Here is a 16,942-nt window from a genome sequence, read left to right on the forward strand (position 1 = left end):
CCCCCTGAGCGCCCTGCCTCCCGGACGGCAGGGCGCTCAGTAACGACACGGCGCTCAGGAGCGACAGGGCACTCAGTAGCCGATGGTGAAGCGGCGCTGGACGAAGCGGGGCAGCTCGACCTCGTCGACCAGCGCGACCGCGGCGTCCTCCGCCGAGATCCGGCTGAGGCCGTCGGCGTCCAGGACCGGCTGGTCGCCGCCGAGGCGGAAGCGGCCGGTGCGCTCGCCGGGGCCGATCAGTTCGGCGGGGCTGAAGTAGGTCCAGAGCCGGTTCGAGGCACGCAGGACGTCCAGCGCGTCGCGGTGGCCGCGGACGGCGGCGGCGTACTCGCGCGGCAGGCCGAGTTCGTCGAGGGACGCGTGGATCAGCTCCTCGTGGTCGGCGCGGACGACGCCCGGCTCGATCTCCAGGCTGCCGGCGCCGCCGATGACGATCAGCCGGGTGTGCGGGTGGCTCTCCAGGGCCTTGAGCAGCGTCCGGGCGGCGGTGGCGTAGACCGTCGGGTCCGCGATGGACCTCCGCACCGCGTCCTCGAAGTCCCTGGCGGCGTTCCCGGGCTGGAAGCCGCTGATCAGGACGTCCAGGCCGGGCAGGGCGGCGGCGCCGCACCCGACGCCGCCCGGCGCGTCTGCGTCGGCATCGCCGCACTGGCGGACGCCGCCTGGCCGGGCACCGAACGCGCCCACGGCGAAGGCGAGTTCGACGGCGAGTTCGACGGCGGGTCCGACGGCGGGTCCGACGGTGGGTCCGACGACGGGTCCGACAGTGACTTCGGCTGGGACGACTTCGACCCCGGCCTGCTCGACAAGGTCCGCCCGGCGTTCCCGGCACTCCCCCCGGCCGGGGTCGCCCTGGCCCTGCGGATCTGGGGGCACCTGCACGGTCTGGTCGCGCTGGAGGTCTACGGCCACCTGCGCGCCCAGACCCTCTCGCCCGACAAGCTCTTCCGCGCCGAACTCACCCAGCTGGTCCGGTCCCTGGGCCTCGACGCCCGGACGCCCGGGCGCACGCCCCGGTAGCCGCCGGAGAACCGCTACCCGCACACCTGCCCGCCCCGCTACCCTCGCCCCCTCTGACCAGCACAGACGTGGGGAACGCATGCCGCAGCAGATCACCGACCGCCGGGGCCGGGCCATCGCCCTCGAGGAGATCACCGAGGACAACTGGCGCGACGTCGCCGATGTCGCGCCCGCCGACGAGCAGCGCCGGTACGTGGCCGCGCTCGCGGCGCGCTACCTCCTGCTCTCCCAGCGCGGCGGGGTGTGGACGTCCCTCGGCGTCCGCGCCGGTGACGACATCGTCGGCCACGTCATGTGGGCGTACGACGACGAGGACGGCACCCACTGGATCGGCGGCATGGTGGTGCACGCGGCCGAGCAGGGCGGCGGCGTGGGCCGCGCCGCCCTGGCCGCCGTGATCGAGCGCCTGTCGGCGCTGCCGGAGTGCCGGGAGATCCGCCTCTCGTACCACCCGGACAACACCCCCGCCGGCCGCCTCTACACCTCGTTCGGCTTCCGGCCGACCGGGGACTTCGAGGACGAGGAGATCGTGGTGGCGCTTCCGGTCGGGGCCCAGCGGCCGGACAGGGTCTAGAGATCGCCGCCGAGGAGGACCCGGTAGACGATCGTGGCCCCCTCGGTGCTCACCTCGGTGCAGAGGTCGCGGCGGTCGAGCAGCCAGCCGTTCGCCTCGCACCGCCGCCGGGGCCCGAGTCGGTCGGCGGCCTCCTCCGTCGGCACGCCGGGCGGGCCCGCCAGGTAGAGCGTGCGCCAGCAGTTGGCGCCGCTGCCGTTGCCGCAGTCCTCGCCCGTGTGGAGGACGGTGTAGCCGGGCGGCGGCTTCGGCACCGCCTTCGGGGCCGGGAGGTCCGCCTCGTGGAAGGCCACGAGCACCGCCAGCGGGGTCAGGACGAGGACGAGGCCCAGCTGGACGCGGAAGGCGATGCCCGCCGCCCGGGGCCAGCCGGCCGGGCGCCCGGTGCGCGGACCGGCGAGCCGCCGGTCCAGCCACAGGCCGGCCAGGACCAGCAGTTCGGCGAGCGGCGTGTACAGCAGGTACAGCTCGGCCTCACTCCGCACCTGGAGCTGATCGAACGCCACCACGAGCGTCAGCGCCAGCCAGAGCACCAGCGCGGCGGCCACGGCGGCCCGCAGCGGCGCCGACCGGGCGCGCAGCAGCCAGTGGACGAGCGGCAGCAGCGCGAACAGCACCCCGACGACGGCCCACAGCACGATCCCCACGATCCGAAACCCCTCCCGGTGGCGGCCGACGGCGCCTTGGGGATTCGGACGCCCGGATACCGGTCCTCGGTTCCGGCGCGAAGGAAGCCGCCGGGCGCGGGCCTGGGGGCGGGCCGGGGCGGGCCTGGGCGGGCCTGGGGGCGGACCGGCTACCGCGGGCCGTCCCCCTCGCCGTCCCCCTCGCCGTCCCCGGAACGGCCCCGGAACGTCCGCCGGTACTCCCTCGGCGCGACGCCCACCCGCTCCGTGAACACCGGCCGCAGCGAGACCGCCGAGGCGAAGCCGCTGCGGACGGCGACGGTGTCGACGGGCAGGTCGGTCTCCTCCAGCAGCCGCTGGGCGGTGAGCACGCGCTGGTCGAGGAGCCAGCGCATCGGGGTGGTCCCGGTGGTGGCGGTGAACCGGCGGGCGAAGGTGCGCTCGGACATCAGGGCGGCACCGGCCATCCGGCGCACCGTCCACGGGCCGTCGAGGGAGGCCAGCACCTCCGCCCGCAGCCGGGCCAGCGGATCGCCCCCGGTGCCGTCGACACCGTCGCCGGTGGCCTCCGGCACCGGGGACGGGATGAACTGGGACTGGCCGCCCGCCCGGAAGGGGGCGGTCACCATGGAGCGGGCGATGGCCGCGGCGGCCTGCTGGCCGTGGGCGGTGCGGACGAGGTGGAGGCAGAGGTCGATGCCCGCCGCGACGCCGGCCGAGGTCCACCGGCCGTCACCGCCGGTGAAGAGCACCTCGGGCCGGACCGTCACCGCCGGGAAGCGGCGGGCGAGTTCGGGGGCGAGCGCCCAGTGGGTGGTGGCCTCGCGGCCGTCGAGCAGACCGGCCTCGGCGAGCACGAAGGCGCCCGCGCAGAGCGAGGCGACCGGGACGCCGGCGGCGACGACGGCCCGCAGGGCGTCCAGGATCTCCGGGTCGCGCCGGGCGTCCGGGTCCTCGATGCCGGGCACCATCACCAGGTCGCAGTCGGCCAGCGCCGCCAGTCCGTGGTCCGGCACCCGCTCCAGCCCGCCGCCGAGCCGTACCCGGGTGCCCTCCGGCCCGCAGACCCGCAGGTCGAAGGCGGGCAGGCCGGGCCGGGAGGTCCGGTCCGCCCACACCTCGCCGATCACCGCGTAGTCGAAGGCCCGGACGCCGTCGAAGATCAGGCAACCCACAGTTCGCATGGCGGAAATCTATCGATGGGTGGCATCCCTGCCCATCACGCCCCTCCGCCCCGGCCCACCACGATGGGCGGCATGACGAACACCGACGCCTTCGACGCCCCGCTCGCCCTCGACCCCGACGCCGTCCTGCTGCTCATCGACGTCCAGCGGGGCTTCGAGGACACCGACTTCTGGGGCCCCCGCGACAACCCCGAGGCGGAGCGGCGGATGGCCGAGCTGATCGACGCCTGGCAGGCCACCGGCCGCCCCGTCGTCACCGTCCAGCACGCCTCCAAGGCCGGCCCGCTGGCCGAGGGCACCCCGGGCTTCGCGCTGAAGGACTTCGTCGCCGCGCTCACCCCCGCGCTGCACGTCACCAAGACCGTCAACAGCGCCTTCTACGGCACCCCCGACCTGCACGACTGGCTCCGGGAGCGCGGCGCCCGGCAGGTGGTCGTCGCCGGGATCATCACCAACGTGTGCTGCGAGACCACCGCCCGGATGGCCGGCAACCTCGGCTACGACACGGTCTTCCCCCTCGACGCCACCCACTCCTTCGACGCGACCGGCCCCGACGGCGTCACCGTCCCCGCCGCCGACCTCGCCCGCGCCACGGCGACGAACCTGCACGCGAACCGCTTCGCCAAGGTGGTGACGACCGAGCAGGTGCTCACGGCCGCGAAGGCGTGAACAGCGGCTCGTACTCGACTCCCTCCTCGCCCTCCTCCGCGTTGAGCAGCACGTACGAGGCACCGAGGCCCAGCGTGAGCTCCCGCAGCCGCGCCAGGGCCTCGGCGGCGGAAGGCACTTCGAGCCCGAGCGCGGCGGCCGCCGCGTCCCACTCGGCGTACAGCCCGGGCAGGTCCTCCAGGTACTCCTCGGCCGCCGCCTCGCTCTCCTCGACCGTCAGCCCCCGGCAGTCCCGCCACCACGGCACCGCCAGCAGCAGCCGGACCAGCTCCGGCACCCCGACGGCCAGCAGGGCCGCGCCGCCCTCGGAGTCGGCGTACAGCACCGGCCGCTCCTCGCCACCCTCGCCGCAGAGGAAGAAGGTGCCGCCCGCGCCGTCCTTGGCCACCGGCTCCAGGGCCTCGCCCGAGGCGAGCGCCACCCTCTCCCCGTGCTCGTAGACGTCGAGTGAGAAGTCGCCCGGCCAGGCCAGGAAGTCGGCGGCGGGGTCGGCGGCGCGGATCGCATCGAGGAGGGACATGGCCGTCACCCTACGAGCCGCCTCCGACAGGGCCCGCCTCCCGGCCTCGGCTCCCGGCCACGGCTCCCGCATGGCCCCGCCCGACCCCGCCCGACCCCGCCCGGCCCCGCCACCGGCGCCCTCAGCGCCCGACCGCGCCGTCCAGCTGCTCGCGGATGATGTCGGCGTGCCCGGCGTGCCGCCCGGTCTCCTCGATCATGTGGACCAGCACCCACCGCAGCGACGGCCCCTCGGTGTCGTCCGGGCGCAGCGAACGCGCGCCCGGCCGGTCCAGGTCCGGGGCGGCCGCGGCCACCGCGTCGGAGCGCCCGATCGCCGCCCGGTAGGCGGCCACCTCGGCGGCCACGGTCGCGCCGTCCAGCGGCAGCTCGTCCGCCTCCGACGGCTCCCCCTCGCCCTCGCCCCGGTAGGCCCAGGTGAACCAGTTGTCCTCGACCACGGCGAGGTGCCGCACCAGCCAGAGCAGGCTGGTGCCGGAGGCGACGCCGGGGCGCCGGGCATCCTCGTCGCCGACCCCGTCGAGCTTGGCGACCACCGCCGCGCGCAGGTAGCCGAGGAAGGACAGCAGGGTGGTCGGCTCGTCCGCGTTCAGGCTCGGCGGGCGCAGGTCGGAGGGCTCGGCGGGTGCGGTCGGCCCGGTGTTCGTGTCGGTCACCGCGCCACCCTAGGCCCTGCCCGGCCGGTGAGGCACCGTCACCAGCCCTGTGCGGCCACCCAGTCCGCGAGGTGCCGTGCGCAGCCGTCCACCGACTCCTTCCAGGTGTGCCCGGCGCCCTCGCCCGCCTCGTCGCTGACGTGCTTGACCAGCCGCACCGGCAGCCCGGCCCGGTGCGCGACGGTGGCGACGGCGTAGCCCTCCATGTCCACCAGGTCGGCGTGCTCGGCCAGCCGGTCGCGGGCGGCGCCGTCGGAGACGAACAGGTCGCCGGTGGCCAGCACCGGGCCGTCGCCCTTGCCGATCACCAGCGGGGCGCCGTACTCGCGCCCGGTGAGCGCGTGCAGGGTGGCGGTGTCCAGGTCGTGCTGGATCACCTGGACCACGTGGTGGGTGCCCTCCCAGCCGGGGCGCAGCGCGCCGGCCGTGCCGAGGTTGATCACCTCGGAGGGCTTCTCGCCCTGCGCGAGCAGGGTGGCCAGCGCGACGGCGGCGTTGACCTTCCCGATCCCGGTGAGCAGCACGGGCAGGCGGTCGTCCAGGTGGGCGGCCTCCTCACGCACGGCGACGACGAGCAGCGGGCGGTCGGGGGAGATCGTTCCAAGCAAGCGCATACCTCCATCGTACGGAGCGAGGGGGTCTCGCACCCGGGAACGCACGCCCTTAACCGGACCCCCGCGCTCCGCCCGGCCGGGGAACCGCGTAGGGTGCGGCCCGCGTCGGACGGTTCGCCACCTCGCGGGGCGGACGGCGGGGCGGACGGCGGGACGGGCGGGGTGCCGGGCGTCCGACGTGCACGACATGCTCAAGATCGGCGCAAGTCAGGTGTGGTCGGGGAGAGTCGCGGCCATACTGCTGCCAGCGGTCGGGCCCCGGGGAGGGCCTGGCCCCAGGGGAGGATGAGGCGGGTGGCAACACCAGTAGGCAGCGGCACGTCCGGCGCCGCGTTCCCGGCCGGGCCGAACCGGCCACCGGGAGCGCCGGGAGCGCCGGGGACGCCGGGAGCGCCGACCACCGTGGCGCCTGAGCCGCTGGTGAAGCCCGGCGCCACTCCCCCGGCCCCCAGACCCGGCGGGGCGCCCGCGAAGCGCCCCTCGGTCGCCGTCGCCACCGGCGTGCGCGCCCGGCTCGCGCAGGCCACCCGCACGCCGCCCGGCCGGCTGCGACTGGCCGGAGTGATGCTCGCGGTCCTCACCGTGGCCTTCGGCGGGCTCACCGCCTGGCAGTTGGAGACCAGGGCGCAGGCCGCCGACCGGGTGGTCTCGGACAGCCAGCCGCTCAGCCGGGACGCCGCCGAGATCCACCGCAGCCTCGCCGACGCCGCCACCACCGCGGCGAGCGGCTTCCTGCTGGCCGACGCCGAGCCCGACGAGCTCCGCAACCGCTACGAGCAGGACATCGCCACCGCCGCCAAGCTGATCGCCCAGGCCGCCGCCCGGACCACCGCGACCTCCCCGGCACAGGACTCGCTCGCCCGGCTGAACCAGCAACTCCCGGTGTACGCCGGGCTGGTGGAGACGGCGCGGGCCGACAACCGGCAGGGCATCCCGCTCGGCGGCGCCTACCTGCGGTACGCCTCCGAGCAGATGCAGACCGTACTGCTGCCGGCCGCCGCCGAACTGGCCGCCGCCGAGAACGCGGCACTGGCCGCCGACTACTCCGAGGCCCAGGCGCCGCCCTGGGCCGCGTACGGCCTGGCGCTGGTCACCCTGGCCGCGCTGGCCCGGGTGCAGGTGCGGCTGTACCGCCGCACCAACCGGGTGTTCAACATCGGGCTGCTGGGCGCCACCGCCGCCGTGCTGGCCGGCACGCTCTGGCTGCTGGCCGCCGCGCTGGCCACCACCATGGCGCTCTACCGCAGTGCCGACGAGGGCGCGAACGCGCTGCGGGCGCTCAACTCCGCCCGGGCGGGCGTGCTGACCGCCCGGCTGGCGGAGGACCTGCACTTCGTCGCCCGCGGCTCGACCGCCAAGTACGCGGACCAGTGGACGCGGGTCGTCAAGGGCCTGAACGCGGACCGCGCCACCGGCTCGCTGACCAGCGCCCTCTCGGAGGCGCCGGCGGCCGCCGCGCCGAGCGTCCGCGAGGCCGACCAGCAGTTCCGGCAGTGGACCAAACGGCACGACGACGCCCGGAAGCTGGAGGTGGACGACGCCGACTACCAGGGCGCCCTGGACACCACGGTGACGGCCAAGGGCGACGCGAACACCGCCGACGCCTACTTCAACGCCACCGACAAGGCGCTCGCACAGGCCGCCGACATCGAACAGGACCGCTTCAGGCAGGCCGCCGAGGGCACCGGCGGGAACCTGCGCACCGCCGCCGTCGCCACCGCCCTGCTCGGCCTGGCGGCCGCGGCCGCCGCGCTGCGCGGCCTGGGCCGGCGACTGGCCGAGTACCGGTAACGGGCAGAGGGGGAGAGACGAGCCGATGCGCGACAGAGGATCCACGAGAAGGACCAGGCCCGCGGCCGTGCTGGCCCTGCTGGCGGCCGGCGCGGCGGTGCTCGCCGGCGGCGGCCCGGTCGGCGCCGCGCCCGCGGCGGCCGGCGCCGTCCGGCTGGAACAGCAGGAGCGGCAGCAGCAGGGCACCGCCGACAACTGCGACGTCAACAAGAGCGTGCCGCCGAGCACCGACGACGGCCCGGCCGTACGGGCCATCAAGGCCAAGCGCAGCCTGGTGATCGGCGTGGACCAGAACAGCTACCGCTGGGGCGCCCGCAACCCGAACACCGGCCAGATCGAGGGCTTCGACATCGACCTCGCCCGGGCGATCGGCACGGCCGTCATGGGCGACCCGGACAAGGTGGTGCTCAAGCCGGTGGCCACCGCCGACCGGATCGACGCCATCAAGAAGGGCCGAGTCGACCTGGTCGTCCGCACCATGACGATCAACTGCAAGCGGATGGAGGACGTCGCCTTCTCCAAGCCGTACTTCAACATCAGCCAGCGCGTCCTGGTGCCGAAGGCCTCCCCGGCGAAGAACGTCGACGACGCGATCAAGGACAAGGCCGTCTGCGCCGCCGACGGCTCCACCGCGCTGAACGTGGTCAAGGACAAGAAGACCGCCGGGAAGGTCGTCACGGTGGAGAACCAGCTGGACTGCCTGGTCCTGATGCAGCTCGGCAAGGTCGACGCCACCATGACGGACAACGGCCTGGCGGCCGGTCAGGCCGCGCAGGACCAGACCGTACGGATCGTGGACGGCGAGGCCCAGCCGGAGGTGATCGGCGTCGCCATGCTGAAGGACAGCACCGACCTGACCGCCCGGGTCAACCAGGTGCTGGCCGACTACTACGCGCGCGGCGACTGGGCCCGTTCCTACGACCACTGGCTCAAGCCGTACATGCTCAACGAGGCCGACCGCTACTGGCCGGGCTCGCGCTGAACCGCGGCCCGGGAGGCGGCAGGAGGGGCGCGGGAGAGGTAGCGCACGGCCCGTCAGCGGGGCGTTGACGGCGGCTTGACGCCCCGCGCCCGCTCCGCCCGGACGGCCACCGGCTAGGGTTCGGGACGATCACCACGGGGAGACCGGTGGTGGACGCGGGGGATGTCGTGGGACCGCGCGCCGGGCACGTCCGGCAGGTCGGGATCGCACGCGAGGAAGGAAGGACACGGCGGTGGCGGCATCGGCTGGCCCGGTACTGAGCCGGGAGGAGGTGGACCGCGCGCTCGCCCGCCTCGGTGCGGAGCGGGACGCGGTCGAGTCCGCGCTGCTCGCCCTCCAGGACCACCCGGGCCTGCGGCTGCTGGACGGCGCCGAGCTGTCCGGGCGCACCCAGGAGCGCTGGGCCGTCGCGGGCAAGGGCCTGCCGCTGCTGTGGGCGCTGTTCGACCGCTACTCCGAGGCGCTGGCCTCGGCGCGCGCGGTCCGGGCCCGCAAGGCCAAGCCCGGCGCGCCCGAACTCGCCGAGCTGAGCGAACTGCTGACCGGCGACGCGGTGACCGTCCCGGGCGGCGCGGTGCCGGACGCCCCGCAGCTGCTCGGCGCGCCCGCCAGGCTGGTCGAGCGGATCAGCCTGGACGCGCTGATGACCCGGATGAACTCCTGGTACGCCTCCGTGCTGGAGGTGGTCAGCGCCGTCGACGCGGTCTGGTCGGCGCTGCCGGCCCGGATCGACCTGCTGCTGGCCGAGCTCCAGCGGGTGCGCACCCTGGCCGCCTCGCTCGGCGTCCGGGTCGGCGGCCACCCGCTGGCCGACGACCTGACCGGGATCGAGAAGGACCTGGTGGAGCTGCGCACCGAGGTCCACGCGGACCCGCTGGCGCTGTGGCGCCCGGCCCGGGTGCCCGCCCAGCGCGGCACCGTCCCCGAGGGCTCGGCCTTCGCCGGCCCGGCCGGGGTGGTGGACACCGAGCGGTTCGACCGGGCCGGGCGGGCACTGGACGGCGTCCGGCTGGAGCTGGAGGACCTGCTGCGGCTGCGCGACGAGGCCGAGGAGCGCCTCCAGGGCGTCGGCGACCTGCTCCAGCGGGCCGACGCCACGCTGGCCGAGGCCCGCCGGGCGCGCGGCGAGGTGCTGGCGAAGATAGCGGCCAGCGACGTCCCGGCGGTGCCCGGGCCCGCCTCGGCGCTGCGCGAGCGGATCGTCGCCGCGCTGGAGCTGCGCCAGGCCGGGCAGTGGGGCCGGCTGGCGCCGCTGCTGGACGCCCTGGAGGACGCCGCCGCCAAGGAGCTGGGCCGGGCCCGGGAGTCGCTCACCGAGGTGACCCAGCCGCTGGCCGTCCGGGCCGAGCTGCGCGGGCGGCTGGACGCCTACAAGGCGATGGCGGCCCGGTTGCGGGTCTCCGAGGACCCGGAAGTGATCGAGCGGTACGAGAAGGCGCGCTGGCTGCTGTGGAGCGCGCCGTGCGACCTGCGGGCGGCAGCCGCCGCGGTGGCCCGGTTCCAGCAGTCGCTGCGTCCGGCCCAGGCCGAGGCCGAGGGCGGGCAGGTTCAGGAGGCGGACGGCCAGGCGCCGGCCGACGGACAGGTCCAGGGGGGCTGAGGGTGATGGGCGAGAGGTGCGAACGGCCGGAGTGTTCCGGCAGCGGCAGGATCGACGCCGACGGCTACTGCGACGAGTGCGGTCTGGCCCCGGCGGGCCGGACCACCTCGACGACCGGCACCACCTCGACGACCGGGACCACCGGGATCTCCGAGGCGGCACGGACTCCCGGGGCCGCCGGCCCCGGCTCGCCCTGCCCGCGCGACTGCTCCGGCACCGTCGACCCGGACGGCTACTGCGACGAGTGCGGTCTGACCCCGCCCACCGGCGACACCGGAGTCACGGGGGACGCCGGAACCACGGGAGACGCCGGCGACACCGGCCTCACCCAGCCGTACGTCCCCTCCGCCCGGGTCACCCCCGACACCGGCCACGGCGGCCCGGGCCACCCCGGCTCCGGCCACGGCTCCGCCCGCACCGGCTCGGCCCGCTCGCTGTCCGGCCGCTCCCGCTCGCACCGCTCGACCCGCACCGGCAGCGGCCGCTCGCTCTCGGTGCGCTCCACCCGGGGCACCGGCACCGCGGGCACCCGCAACCGGCTGGGCGCCGGCCTGGTCACCGTGCCGACCGTCGAGGCGGCCGACCCGGCCCGGGCGGTGCTGGCGAACCCCGAGGTGCCCGAACGCAAGCGGTTCTGCTCCAAGTGCGACGCCGCGGTCGGCCGGGAGAAGAACGGCCGCCCGGGCCGCCCGGACGGCTTCTGCACCAAGTGCGGCACCCCGTACTCGTTCACGCCCAAGCTCCGGCGCGGCGACCTGGTCGGCGGGCAGTACGAGGTGGTGGGCTGCCTGGCGCACGGCGGGCTCGGCTGGATCTACCTGGCGGTGGACCGGCGGGTCAACGACAAGTGGGTGGTGCTCAAGGGCCTGCTGGACACCGGGGACGAGGACGCGCTCGCGGCGGCCGTCGCCGAACGGCGCTTCCTGGCCGAGGTGGACCACCCGAACATCGTCCGGATCATCAACTTCGCCGAGCACCCGGACCTGCGCACCGGCTCCACCGACGGCTACATCGTGATGGAGTACGTCGGCGGGAAGTCGCTCAAGGACATCGCCAACGAGCGCCGCACCCCGGACAACCGGCGCGCGCCGCTGCCCGTCGAGCAGGCCATCGCGTACGCGCTGGAGGCGCTGCCGGCCCTGGGCTACCTGCACGGCCGGGGCCTGATCTACTGCGACTTCAAGATCGACAACGTGATCCAGAGCGGCGACACGCTCAAGGTCATAGACATGGGCGCGGTCCGCCGGTCCGACGACGACGGCCCGATCTACGGCACCATCGGCTACCAGGCCCCGGAGATCGCCACCCACGGCCCCTCCGTCGCCTCCGACCTGTACACCGTGGCCCGCACCCTCGCGGTGCTCACCTTCGACTTCCAGGGCTACAGCACCACCTACCGCGACTCGCTGCCCGGCCCCGAGCACGTCGAGGTCTTCGCCCGGTACGAGTCGTACTACCGCTTCCTGGTGCGCGCCACCGACCCGGACCCGGCCCGCCGCTTCGCCTCCGCCGAAGAGATGGCCGACCAGCTGACCGGCGTGCTGCGCGAGGTGCTCGCCCTCCAGGACAACCGGCCCCGGCCCGCGCCGTCCACCCTGTTCGGCCCCGAACTACGCGCCGTGGACACCGAGTTGGTGCTGCCCACCGAACAGGCCGGCCAACTGCTGGTGGCCCCGCTGAACCCGGCCGCCGCGGCCCTCGCGCTGCCCGTCCCCCGGGTCGACCCGAGCGACCCCAACGCGGGCTTCCTCGCCACCCTGCTCGCCACCGACCCCGAGGAGGCCCTCGTCGCGCTCGGCGGCGCCCCCGCCGCCTCGACCGAGAGCCGGCTGCGCCAGCTGCGCGCCCTGCTCGAACTCGGCCGCCACGGCACGGCCGTGGACGAGCTGGCCGCGCTGGAGCACGACCACCCGGACGACTGGCGGGTGGTCTGGTACCGCGGCCTGGTCGCGCTGGTCGGAGCCGACACCCGCGCCGCCGCCGAGGCCTTCGACGCCGTCTACGACGCCTTCCCCGGCGAGGCCGCCCCCAAGCTGGCCCTCGCCATCTGCGCCGAACTGCTCGGCGACCGGGGCGACGCGGCCGAGTTCTACCGGCTCGTGTGGGCCACCGACCACGCCTACCTGAGCGCCGCCTTCGGGCTGGCCCGGGTCCGGCTGACCGAGGCGGACCGGGCCGGCGCGGTGCGCGTCCTGGAGTCCGTCCCGGCCACCTCCAACCAGTACACCGCCGCCCGGATCGCCGCCGTCCGGGCCCGGCTGCGCGAGCGCCCGCCCACCGACGAACTGGCCGCCGACCTCGGCGCGAGCTCCGCGCAGCTGACCGCGCTGCGACTGGACGACCGCCTCCGCGAGGAGCTCTCCGTCGAGGTGCTCGGCGCGGCCCTCGGCTGGCTCGGCGCCGGATCGGCCGGCGCCGAGCGGGCCGGCGAACCGGTGGTACTGGGACGTCCCGCACAGGAGCGGGAACTGCGCTTCGCCCTGGAACAGTCCTACCGGGTACTCGCCCGGTTGGCCGACCGGGCGGAGACGAGGATCGAGATGGTGGAGCGGGCCAACCGTGCCCGCCCCAGGACGTGGGTGTAGCAGATGCCGCAGCAGACCGAGTGCCCGACCTGTTCGGAGCCGATGGACCCGGAGGACGCCTACTGCGGCTCCTGCGGGACGGGCCGGGACGGCCGGGCGGCCCCCGGCACGATGCCGGCGAGCTGGGCCGCCGCCCGCGGTGAGGGCGTACCGTCGCCACGCGGGCCGGTCTGCGTGCACTGCGGACAGCCGCAGGTCACCCCGGACGGCTACTGCGAGGGCTGCGGCGGCGCCCAGCCGCGACCGCGCGACCACATGGAGAAGTCCCTCGGGGGCGTCGCCGGGGTCAGCGACCGCGGCGTGCGCCACCACCGCAACGAGGACTCCTTCACCGTCGCCGCGACCTCGCTGCCCGGCGGCGAGCCGGTCGTGGTCGCCGTGGTGTGCGACGGCGTCTCCTCCTCCGACCGCCCGGACGAGGCCTCGGAGACCGCCGTGGACGCCGCCTCCGAGTCGCTGCTGACCTCCCTGGAGGCCGGCCGGGACCCGAACCAGGCCATGCGCCGGGCCATCGCCGACGCCGCCCGGGCCGTCGCCGACCTCGCCACCGACGGGGCCGGGCCCGCCCGGCCCGACCTCAACGCGCCCGCCTGCACGTACGTCAGCGCGATAGCCGCGGGCGGACGGGTCACCATCGGGTGGGTCGGCGACACCCGCGCGTACTGGATCCCGGACGACCGCGCCGCCGCCGAGCCGTTCCGGCTCACCCAGGACGACTCCTGGGCGGCCCGGATGGTCGAGGCCGGGCTGATGAGCGAGGCCGAGGCCTACGCCGACCCCCGCGCGCACGCCATCACCGGCTGGCTCGGCGCCGACGCCGAGGAGGTCCTGCCGCACACCCTCGACTTCACCCCGCACGTCCCCGGGGTGGTGCTGATCTGCACCGACGGGCTGTGGAACTACGCCGAGGCGGCCACCGACCTGGCGTACTACGTGCGCCGGGACGCCCGCACCGAGCCGCTCGCCACCGCGCAGACCCTGGTGAAGTTCGCGGTCGCCGCCGGCGGCCACGACAACATCACCGTCGCCGTGCTGCCGATCGACCCGCCGGCCGCCGCCCTGGAGGAGGCCGAGCAGACCCCGACCGCGCTGGACCTGCCGATCGTCACCGCGACGTCGGGCGCCCGGCCGGCCGCGGAGGAGGACGAGGACCACGAGCCGACCCTGCCGGACCTCCCGGTGATCGGCTCCCCCGCCGCCCCGCTGCCCCCGGCCCCGCCCGCCCCGCCGGCCGTCCCGCCCGTGCCGCCGCAGCCGCCACACCCGCCGACGGCCTGACCGCCCGCCGGCCGGGCCCGGCGGGCCGCCCCACCGTCCTGAGCACGTCCACCCCCTCACCCGACGGGAGCCGAACCGCCCCATGGCAACACTGGCGAAGCCGAACCTGCCCAGGTTCAACGTGGAGATCTTCCAGAACGAGTACCTGGCCGACGGTGCCCGCGAGGTCAACGCCATCGTCACCGTCACCGCGACCGGCGGCGGCACCTCCGGCGGCCGGCCGCTGGGCATCGCCGACGCCGGTTCCACGGGCGCGGACACGTCGGCGGCGGTCGTCATCCTGGTGGACTGCTCGGGCTCGATGGACTACCCCAAGACCAAGATCAACGGCGCCCGCGAGGCCACCGCCGCCGCCATCGACGCGCTGCGCGACGGCACCGCCTTCGCCGTGGTCGCCGGCACCCACGAGGCCCGCGACATCTACCCCGGCGACGGCACCCTCGCCACCGCCTCCGCCGCCACCCGCGACCAGGCCAAGGAAGCGCTGCGCCGCCTCACCGCGGCCGGCGGCACCGCGATGGGCACCTGGCTGGCCAAGGCCGACCGGCTCTTCCTCACCCGCCGCGACATCGCCCTGCGGCACGCGATCCTGCTCACCGACGGCAACAACGAGCACGAGTCGGCCGAGGACCTGGCCCGCACCATCGAACGGGTGACCGGCCACTTCACCGCCGACTGCCGCGGCGTCGGCACCGACTGGCGGATCGACGAGCTGCGCAAGATCTCCTCGGCGCTGCTCGGCACCACCGACATCGTCGCCGAACCCTCAGGCCTGGCCGAGGACTTCCGCTCGATGATGGCCGGCGCCATGGGCAAGCAGGTCGCCGACGTCGCGCTGCGGATCTGGACCCCGGCCAACGCCACCGTCCGGTTCGTCAAGCAGGTCGCCCCCGCGGTCGAGGACCTGACCGCCCGTCGCACCGAGGCCGGCCCCCGGGCCGGCGACTACCCCACCGGCTCCTGGGGCGACGAGAGCCGCGACTACCACGTCTGCGTCGAGGTGCCGGCCGCCTCGGTCGGCAACGAGATGCTGGCCGCCCGGGTCAGCCTGGTGCTGCCCGTCCAGGTCGCCGGAGGCACCCCCGAGGTGCTCACCCAGGGCCTGGTCAAGGCGGTCTGGACCGACGACCTGGCCAACTCCACCCGGATCAGCCCGCAGGTCGCCCACTACACCGGGCAGGCCGAGCTCGCCTCCTCCATCCAGGAGGGCCTGGAGGCCCACCGGGCCGGGGACGTCGACCGCGCGACCTCCAAGCTGGGCGCCGCCGTCCGGATCGCCCACGCGACCGGGAACGAGGGCACCTACAAGCTGCTCCAGAAGGTGGTGGACGTGGTGGACCCGAAGGAGGGTACGGTTCGGTTCCGTAAGAACGTGAGCGAGGCCGACTCGATGACCCTTGAGACCCGGTCGACCAAGACGGTACGTGTGAAGAAGTGACCGCTGAAGACGCGACCGGGCCGGCAACCCGGCGCGACGCCGCACGGAGCCGGCCCGAAACGAGGGGGACCTGATGCCGATCTGCCCGAGGGGCCACGAGTCGCAGGCCGAGGACTGGTGCGACTTCTGCGGCTTCCCGATGACTCCGCCGGCGCCCACCCCGGGGGCACACGGAGGCTACCCGGGGGCACACGGCGCCGGCCACGCGCCCGGCGCGCCCACCGGACACCCGGGGCACGCCGGCGCGGGCTTCGGCGGTCCGCCGCCCCCGCCGCCGATGCCCCAGGCGGCCGTCCCGCCGCCCGGGGCCTACCCTCCGCCCGGCACGGTGCCCCCGCCCGGGGCCTACCCTCCGCCCGCTCCGCAGGGCCTCACCGCGGGCCTGTCCGTCTGCCCGATCTGCCGCAGCCCGCAGACCGGACGGTTCTGCGAGGAGTGCGGCTACGACTACGAGCTCTCCACGCCCTCGCGTCGCCAGGTGCCCGGAGCCGGCGCGCCCCAGGGCGGCCCGGCCCAGCCTCCGCCGCTGAACATCCCGCCGGCCTACGGCGGCGCCCCGCAGCCGCAGGCCCCGTTCGGCCAGCCCCCCGCCGCCCCGCAGGCGCCGTTCGGCCACCCCCCGGCCGCCCCGCAGGCCCCGTTCGGGCAGCCCCCGGCCGCCCCGCAGGCCGTCGCCCCGGCGATCCCGCAGCAGCCGCAGGCCCCCGCGCATCCCCACACCTACGGCTACCCGCCCTCCTTGCCCGGCATCGGGCAGGAGGGGCCCACACCGGAGGGCGCCTTCCCCGACACCTCGGTGCGCGAGGACTCCGGCCCGGTGTACGCCCACCCGGCCGGCCCCGGCCCGAACAGCCGCGGCGGCGAGTTCGGCACCTCGTTCAACCTCGCCCCGCCCGTCCCCCCGCAGCACCAGCAGCACCAGCCCCATGAGCCCGCCCCGGCAGCCCCGGCCGAGCCGTTGCGGACCACCTGGATCGCCGTGGTCTCGGCCGACCGGGACTACTTCACCGACATGATGGCCCGCAGCGGCCCCGAGGCGGCCGGCCTGTTCTTCCCGCCGTACTGCCCCGAGCGCCGGATCCCGCTGACCGGCCGCGGCCAGCTGCGGATCGGGCGGCGCAGCCAGCACCGCGGCACCGTGCCGGAGATCGACCTGTCCGTCCCGCCGGAGGACCCGGGCGCCTCGCACCAGCACGCGCTGCTCGCCGAACAGGCCGACGGCAGCTGGGTGCTGGTGGACCAGGACTCGACCAACGGCACCACCATGAACGGAGGCGCGGAGCCGGTCACCCCACACACGGCGGTGCCGCTGAACGACGGCGACCGGATCCACATCGGCGCCTGGACCACCATCACCGTGCACCGCGGCTGACGATCCGTCGACTGGCCGGTCGTCGAAGAAATTC

Annotated in this window: 16 protein-coding genes; 10 read left to right on the top strand and 6 right to left on the bottom strand. The window is 75.6% G+C overall.

Annotated features, from left to right (window positions below; translation table 11 throughout):
* Positions 1-72: 72 nt before the first annotated feature.
* A complete protein-coding gene (locus tag ACFRAR_RS05475) occupies positions 73-687 on the bottom strand; it encodes an NAD(P)-dependent oxidoreductase (protein WP_380695115.1) in 615 nt (204 codons plus the stop codon).
* On the opposite strand from ACFRAR_RS05475, the gene ACFRAR_RS05480 reads away from it, so the two are divergent.
* Positions 649-1,020 (top strand): TetR-like C-terminal domain-containing protein, encoded by a 372-nt coding sequence (locus ACFRAR_RS05480; protein ID WP_380695117.1) that lies wholly within the window; start codon positions 649-651, stop codon positions 1,018-1,020. The two genes, ACFRAR_RS05475 and ACFRAR_RS05480, sit on opposite strands and share 39 nt — an antisense overlap.
* Positions 1,021-1,099: 79 nt before the next feature.
* Positions 1,100-1,594 carry a GNAT family N-acetyltransferase gene (locus ACFRAR_RS05485; protein ID WP_380695037.1) on the top strand — a complete coding sequence of 165 codons (495 nt, stop codon included), beginning with the start codon at positions 1,100-1,102 and terminating at the stop codon, positions 1,592-1,594.
* Here ACFRAR_RS05485 and ACFRAR_RS05490 read toward each other — a convergent pair.
* Both ACFRAR_RS05490 and ACFRAR_RS05495 read right to left on the bottom strand, forming a co-directional pair.
* Complete coding sequence (locus ACFRAR_RS05490; RefSeq protein WP_380695039.1) at positions 1,591-2,241, bottom strand: hypothetical protein; 651 nt, start codon at positions 2,239-2,241, stop codon at positions 1,591-1,593. The two genes, ACFRAR_RS05485 and ACFRAR_RS05490, sit on opposite strands and share 4 nt — an antisense overlap.
* A gap of 149 nt (positions 2,242-2,390) precedes the next feature.
* Positions 2,391-3,404 carry a GlxA family transcriptional regulator gene (locus ACFRAR_RS05495; RefSeq protein WP_380695041.1) on the bottom strand — a complete coding sequence of 338 codons (1,014 nt, stop codon included), beginning with the start codon at positions 3,402-3,404 and terminating at the stop codon, positions 2,391-2,393.
* 72 nt (positions 3,405-3,476) lie between these two features.
* Here ACFRAR_RS05495 and ACFRAR_RS05500 point away from each other — a divergent pair, with 72 nt between their 5' ends.
* Positions 3,477-4,073 carry a cysteine hydrolase family protein gene (locus tag ACFRAR_RS05500; protein ID WP_380695043.1) on the top strand — a complete coding sequence of 199 codons (597 nt, stop codon included), beginning with the start codon at positions 3,477-3,479 and terminating at the stop codon, positions 4,071-4,073.
* Here the strand turns inward: ACFRAR_RS05500 and ACFRAR_RS05505 are convergent.
* The 3 genes from ACFRAR_RS05505 to ACFRAR_RS05515 form a co-directional block, all read right to left on the bottom strand.
* On the bottom strand, positions 4,054-4,593 hold the full coding sequence (locus tag ACFRAR_RS05505) for a hypothetical protein (protein ID WP_380695045.1): 540 nt from the start codon (positions 4,591-4,593) through the stop codon (positions 4,054-4,056). The genes ACFRAR_RS05500 and ACFRAR_RS05505 overlap by 20 nt on opposite strands.
* 121 nt (positions 4,594-4,714) lie before the next feature.
* Complete coding sequence (locus tag ACFRAR_RS05510) at positions 4,715-5,248, bottom strand: DinB family protein (RefSeq protein ID WP_380695047.1); 534 nt, start codon at positions 5,246-5,248, stop codon at positions 4,715-4,717.
* A gap of 38 nt (positions 5,249-5,286) precedes the next feature.
* Entirely contained in the window at positions 5,287-5,862 is a 576-nt protein-coding gene (locus ACFRAR_RS05515; protein WP_380695049.1) for a nucleosidase, read from the bottom strand.
* Between the two features lie 402 nt (positions 5,863-6,264).
* On the opposite strand from ACFRAR_RS05515, the gene ACFRAR_RS05520 reads away from it, so the two are divergent.
* The 7 genes from ACFRAR_RS05520 (at position 6,265) to ACFRAR_RS05550 (ending at position 16,908) form a co-directional block, all read left to right on the top strand.
* The gene (locus tag ACFRAR_RS05520; protein ID WP_380695051.1) at positions 6,265-7,653 is read left to right on the top strand and encodes a hypothetical protein; all 1,389 of its coding nucleotides are present in this window, start codon (positions 6,265-6,267) and stop codon (positions 7,651-7,653) included.
* Positions 7,654-7,678: 25 nt separating this feature from the next.
* Entirely contained in the window at positions 7,679-8,635 is a 957-nt protein-coding gene (locus ACFRAR_RS05525) for a glutamate ABC transporter substrate-binding protein (RefSeq protein WP_380695053.1), read from the top strand.
* 232 nt (positions 8,636-8,867) lie between these two features.
* The gene (locus tag ACFRAR_RS05530; RefSeq protein WP_380695055.1) at positions 8,868-10,235 is read left to right on the top strand and encodes a hypothetical protein; all 1,368 of its coding nucleotides are present in this window, start codon (positions 8,868-8,870) and stop codon (positions 10,233-10,235) included.
* 5 nt (positions 10,236-10,240) lie between these two features.
* Positions 10,241-12,820, top strand: a complete 2,580-nt coding sequence (locus ACFRAR_RS05535; RefSeq protein ID WP_380695057.1) for a tetratricopeptide repeat protein — start codon at positions 10,241-10,243, stop codon at positions 12,818-12,820.
* A gap of 3 nt (positions 12,821-12,823) precedes the next feature.
* The gene (locus ACFRAR_RS05540; protein ID WP_380695059.1) at positions 12,824-14,098 is read left to right on the top strand and encodes a protein phosphatase 2C domain-containing protein; all 1,275 of its coding nucleotides are present in this window, start codon (positions 12,824-12,826) and stop codon (positions 14,096-14,098) included.
* Positions 14,099-14,180: 82 nt separating this feature from the next.
* Positions 14,181-15,536, top strand: coding sequence for a VWA domain-containing protein (locus ACFRAR_RS05545; protein ID WP_380695061.1), 1,356 nt, complete (start codon positions 14,181-14,183; stop codon positions 15,534-15,536).
* A 73-nt stretch (positions 15,537-15,609) separates the two neighbouring features.
* On the top strand, positions 15,610-16,908 hold the full coding sequence (locus tag ACFRAR_RS05550) for an FHA domain-containing protein (protein ID WP_380695063.1): 1,299 nt from the start codon (positions 15,610-15,612) through the stop codon (positions 16,906-16,908).
* Positions 16,909-16,942 lie beyond the last annotated feature (34 nt).

This window comes from Kitasatospora sp. NPDC056651, assembly GCF_042792155.1.
GTDB lineage: Bacteria > Actinomycetota > Actinomycetes > Streptomycetales > Streptomycetaceae > Kitasatospora.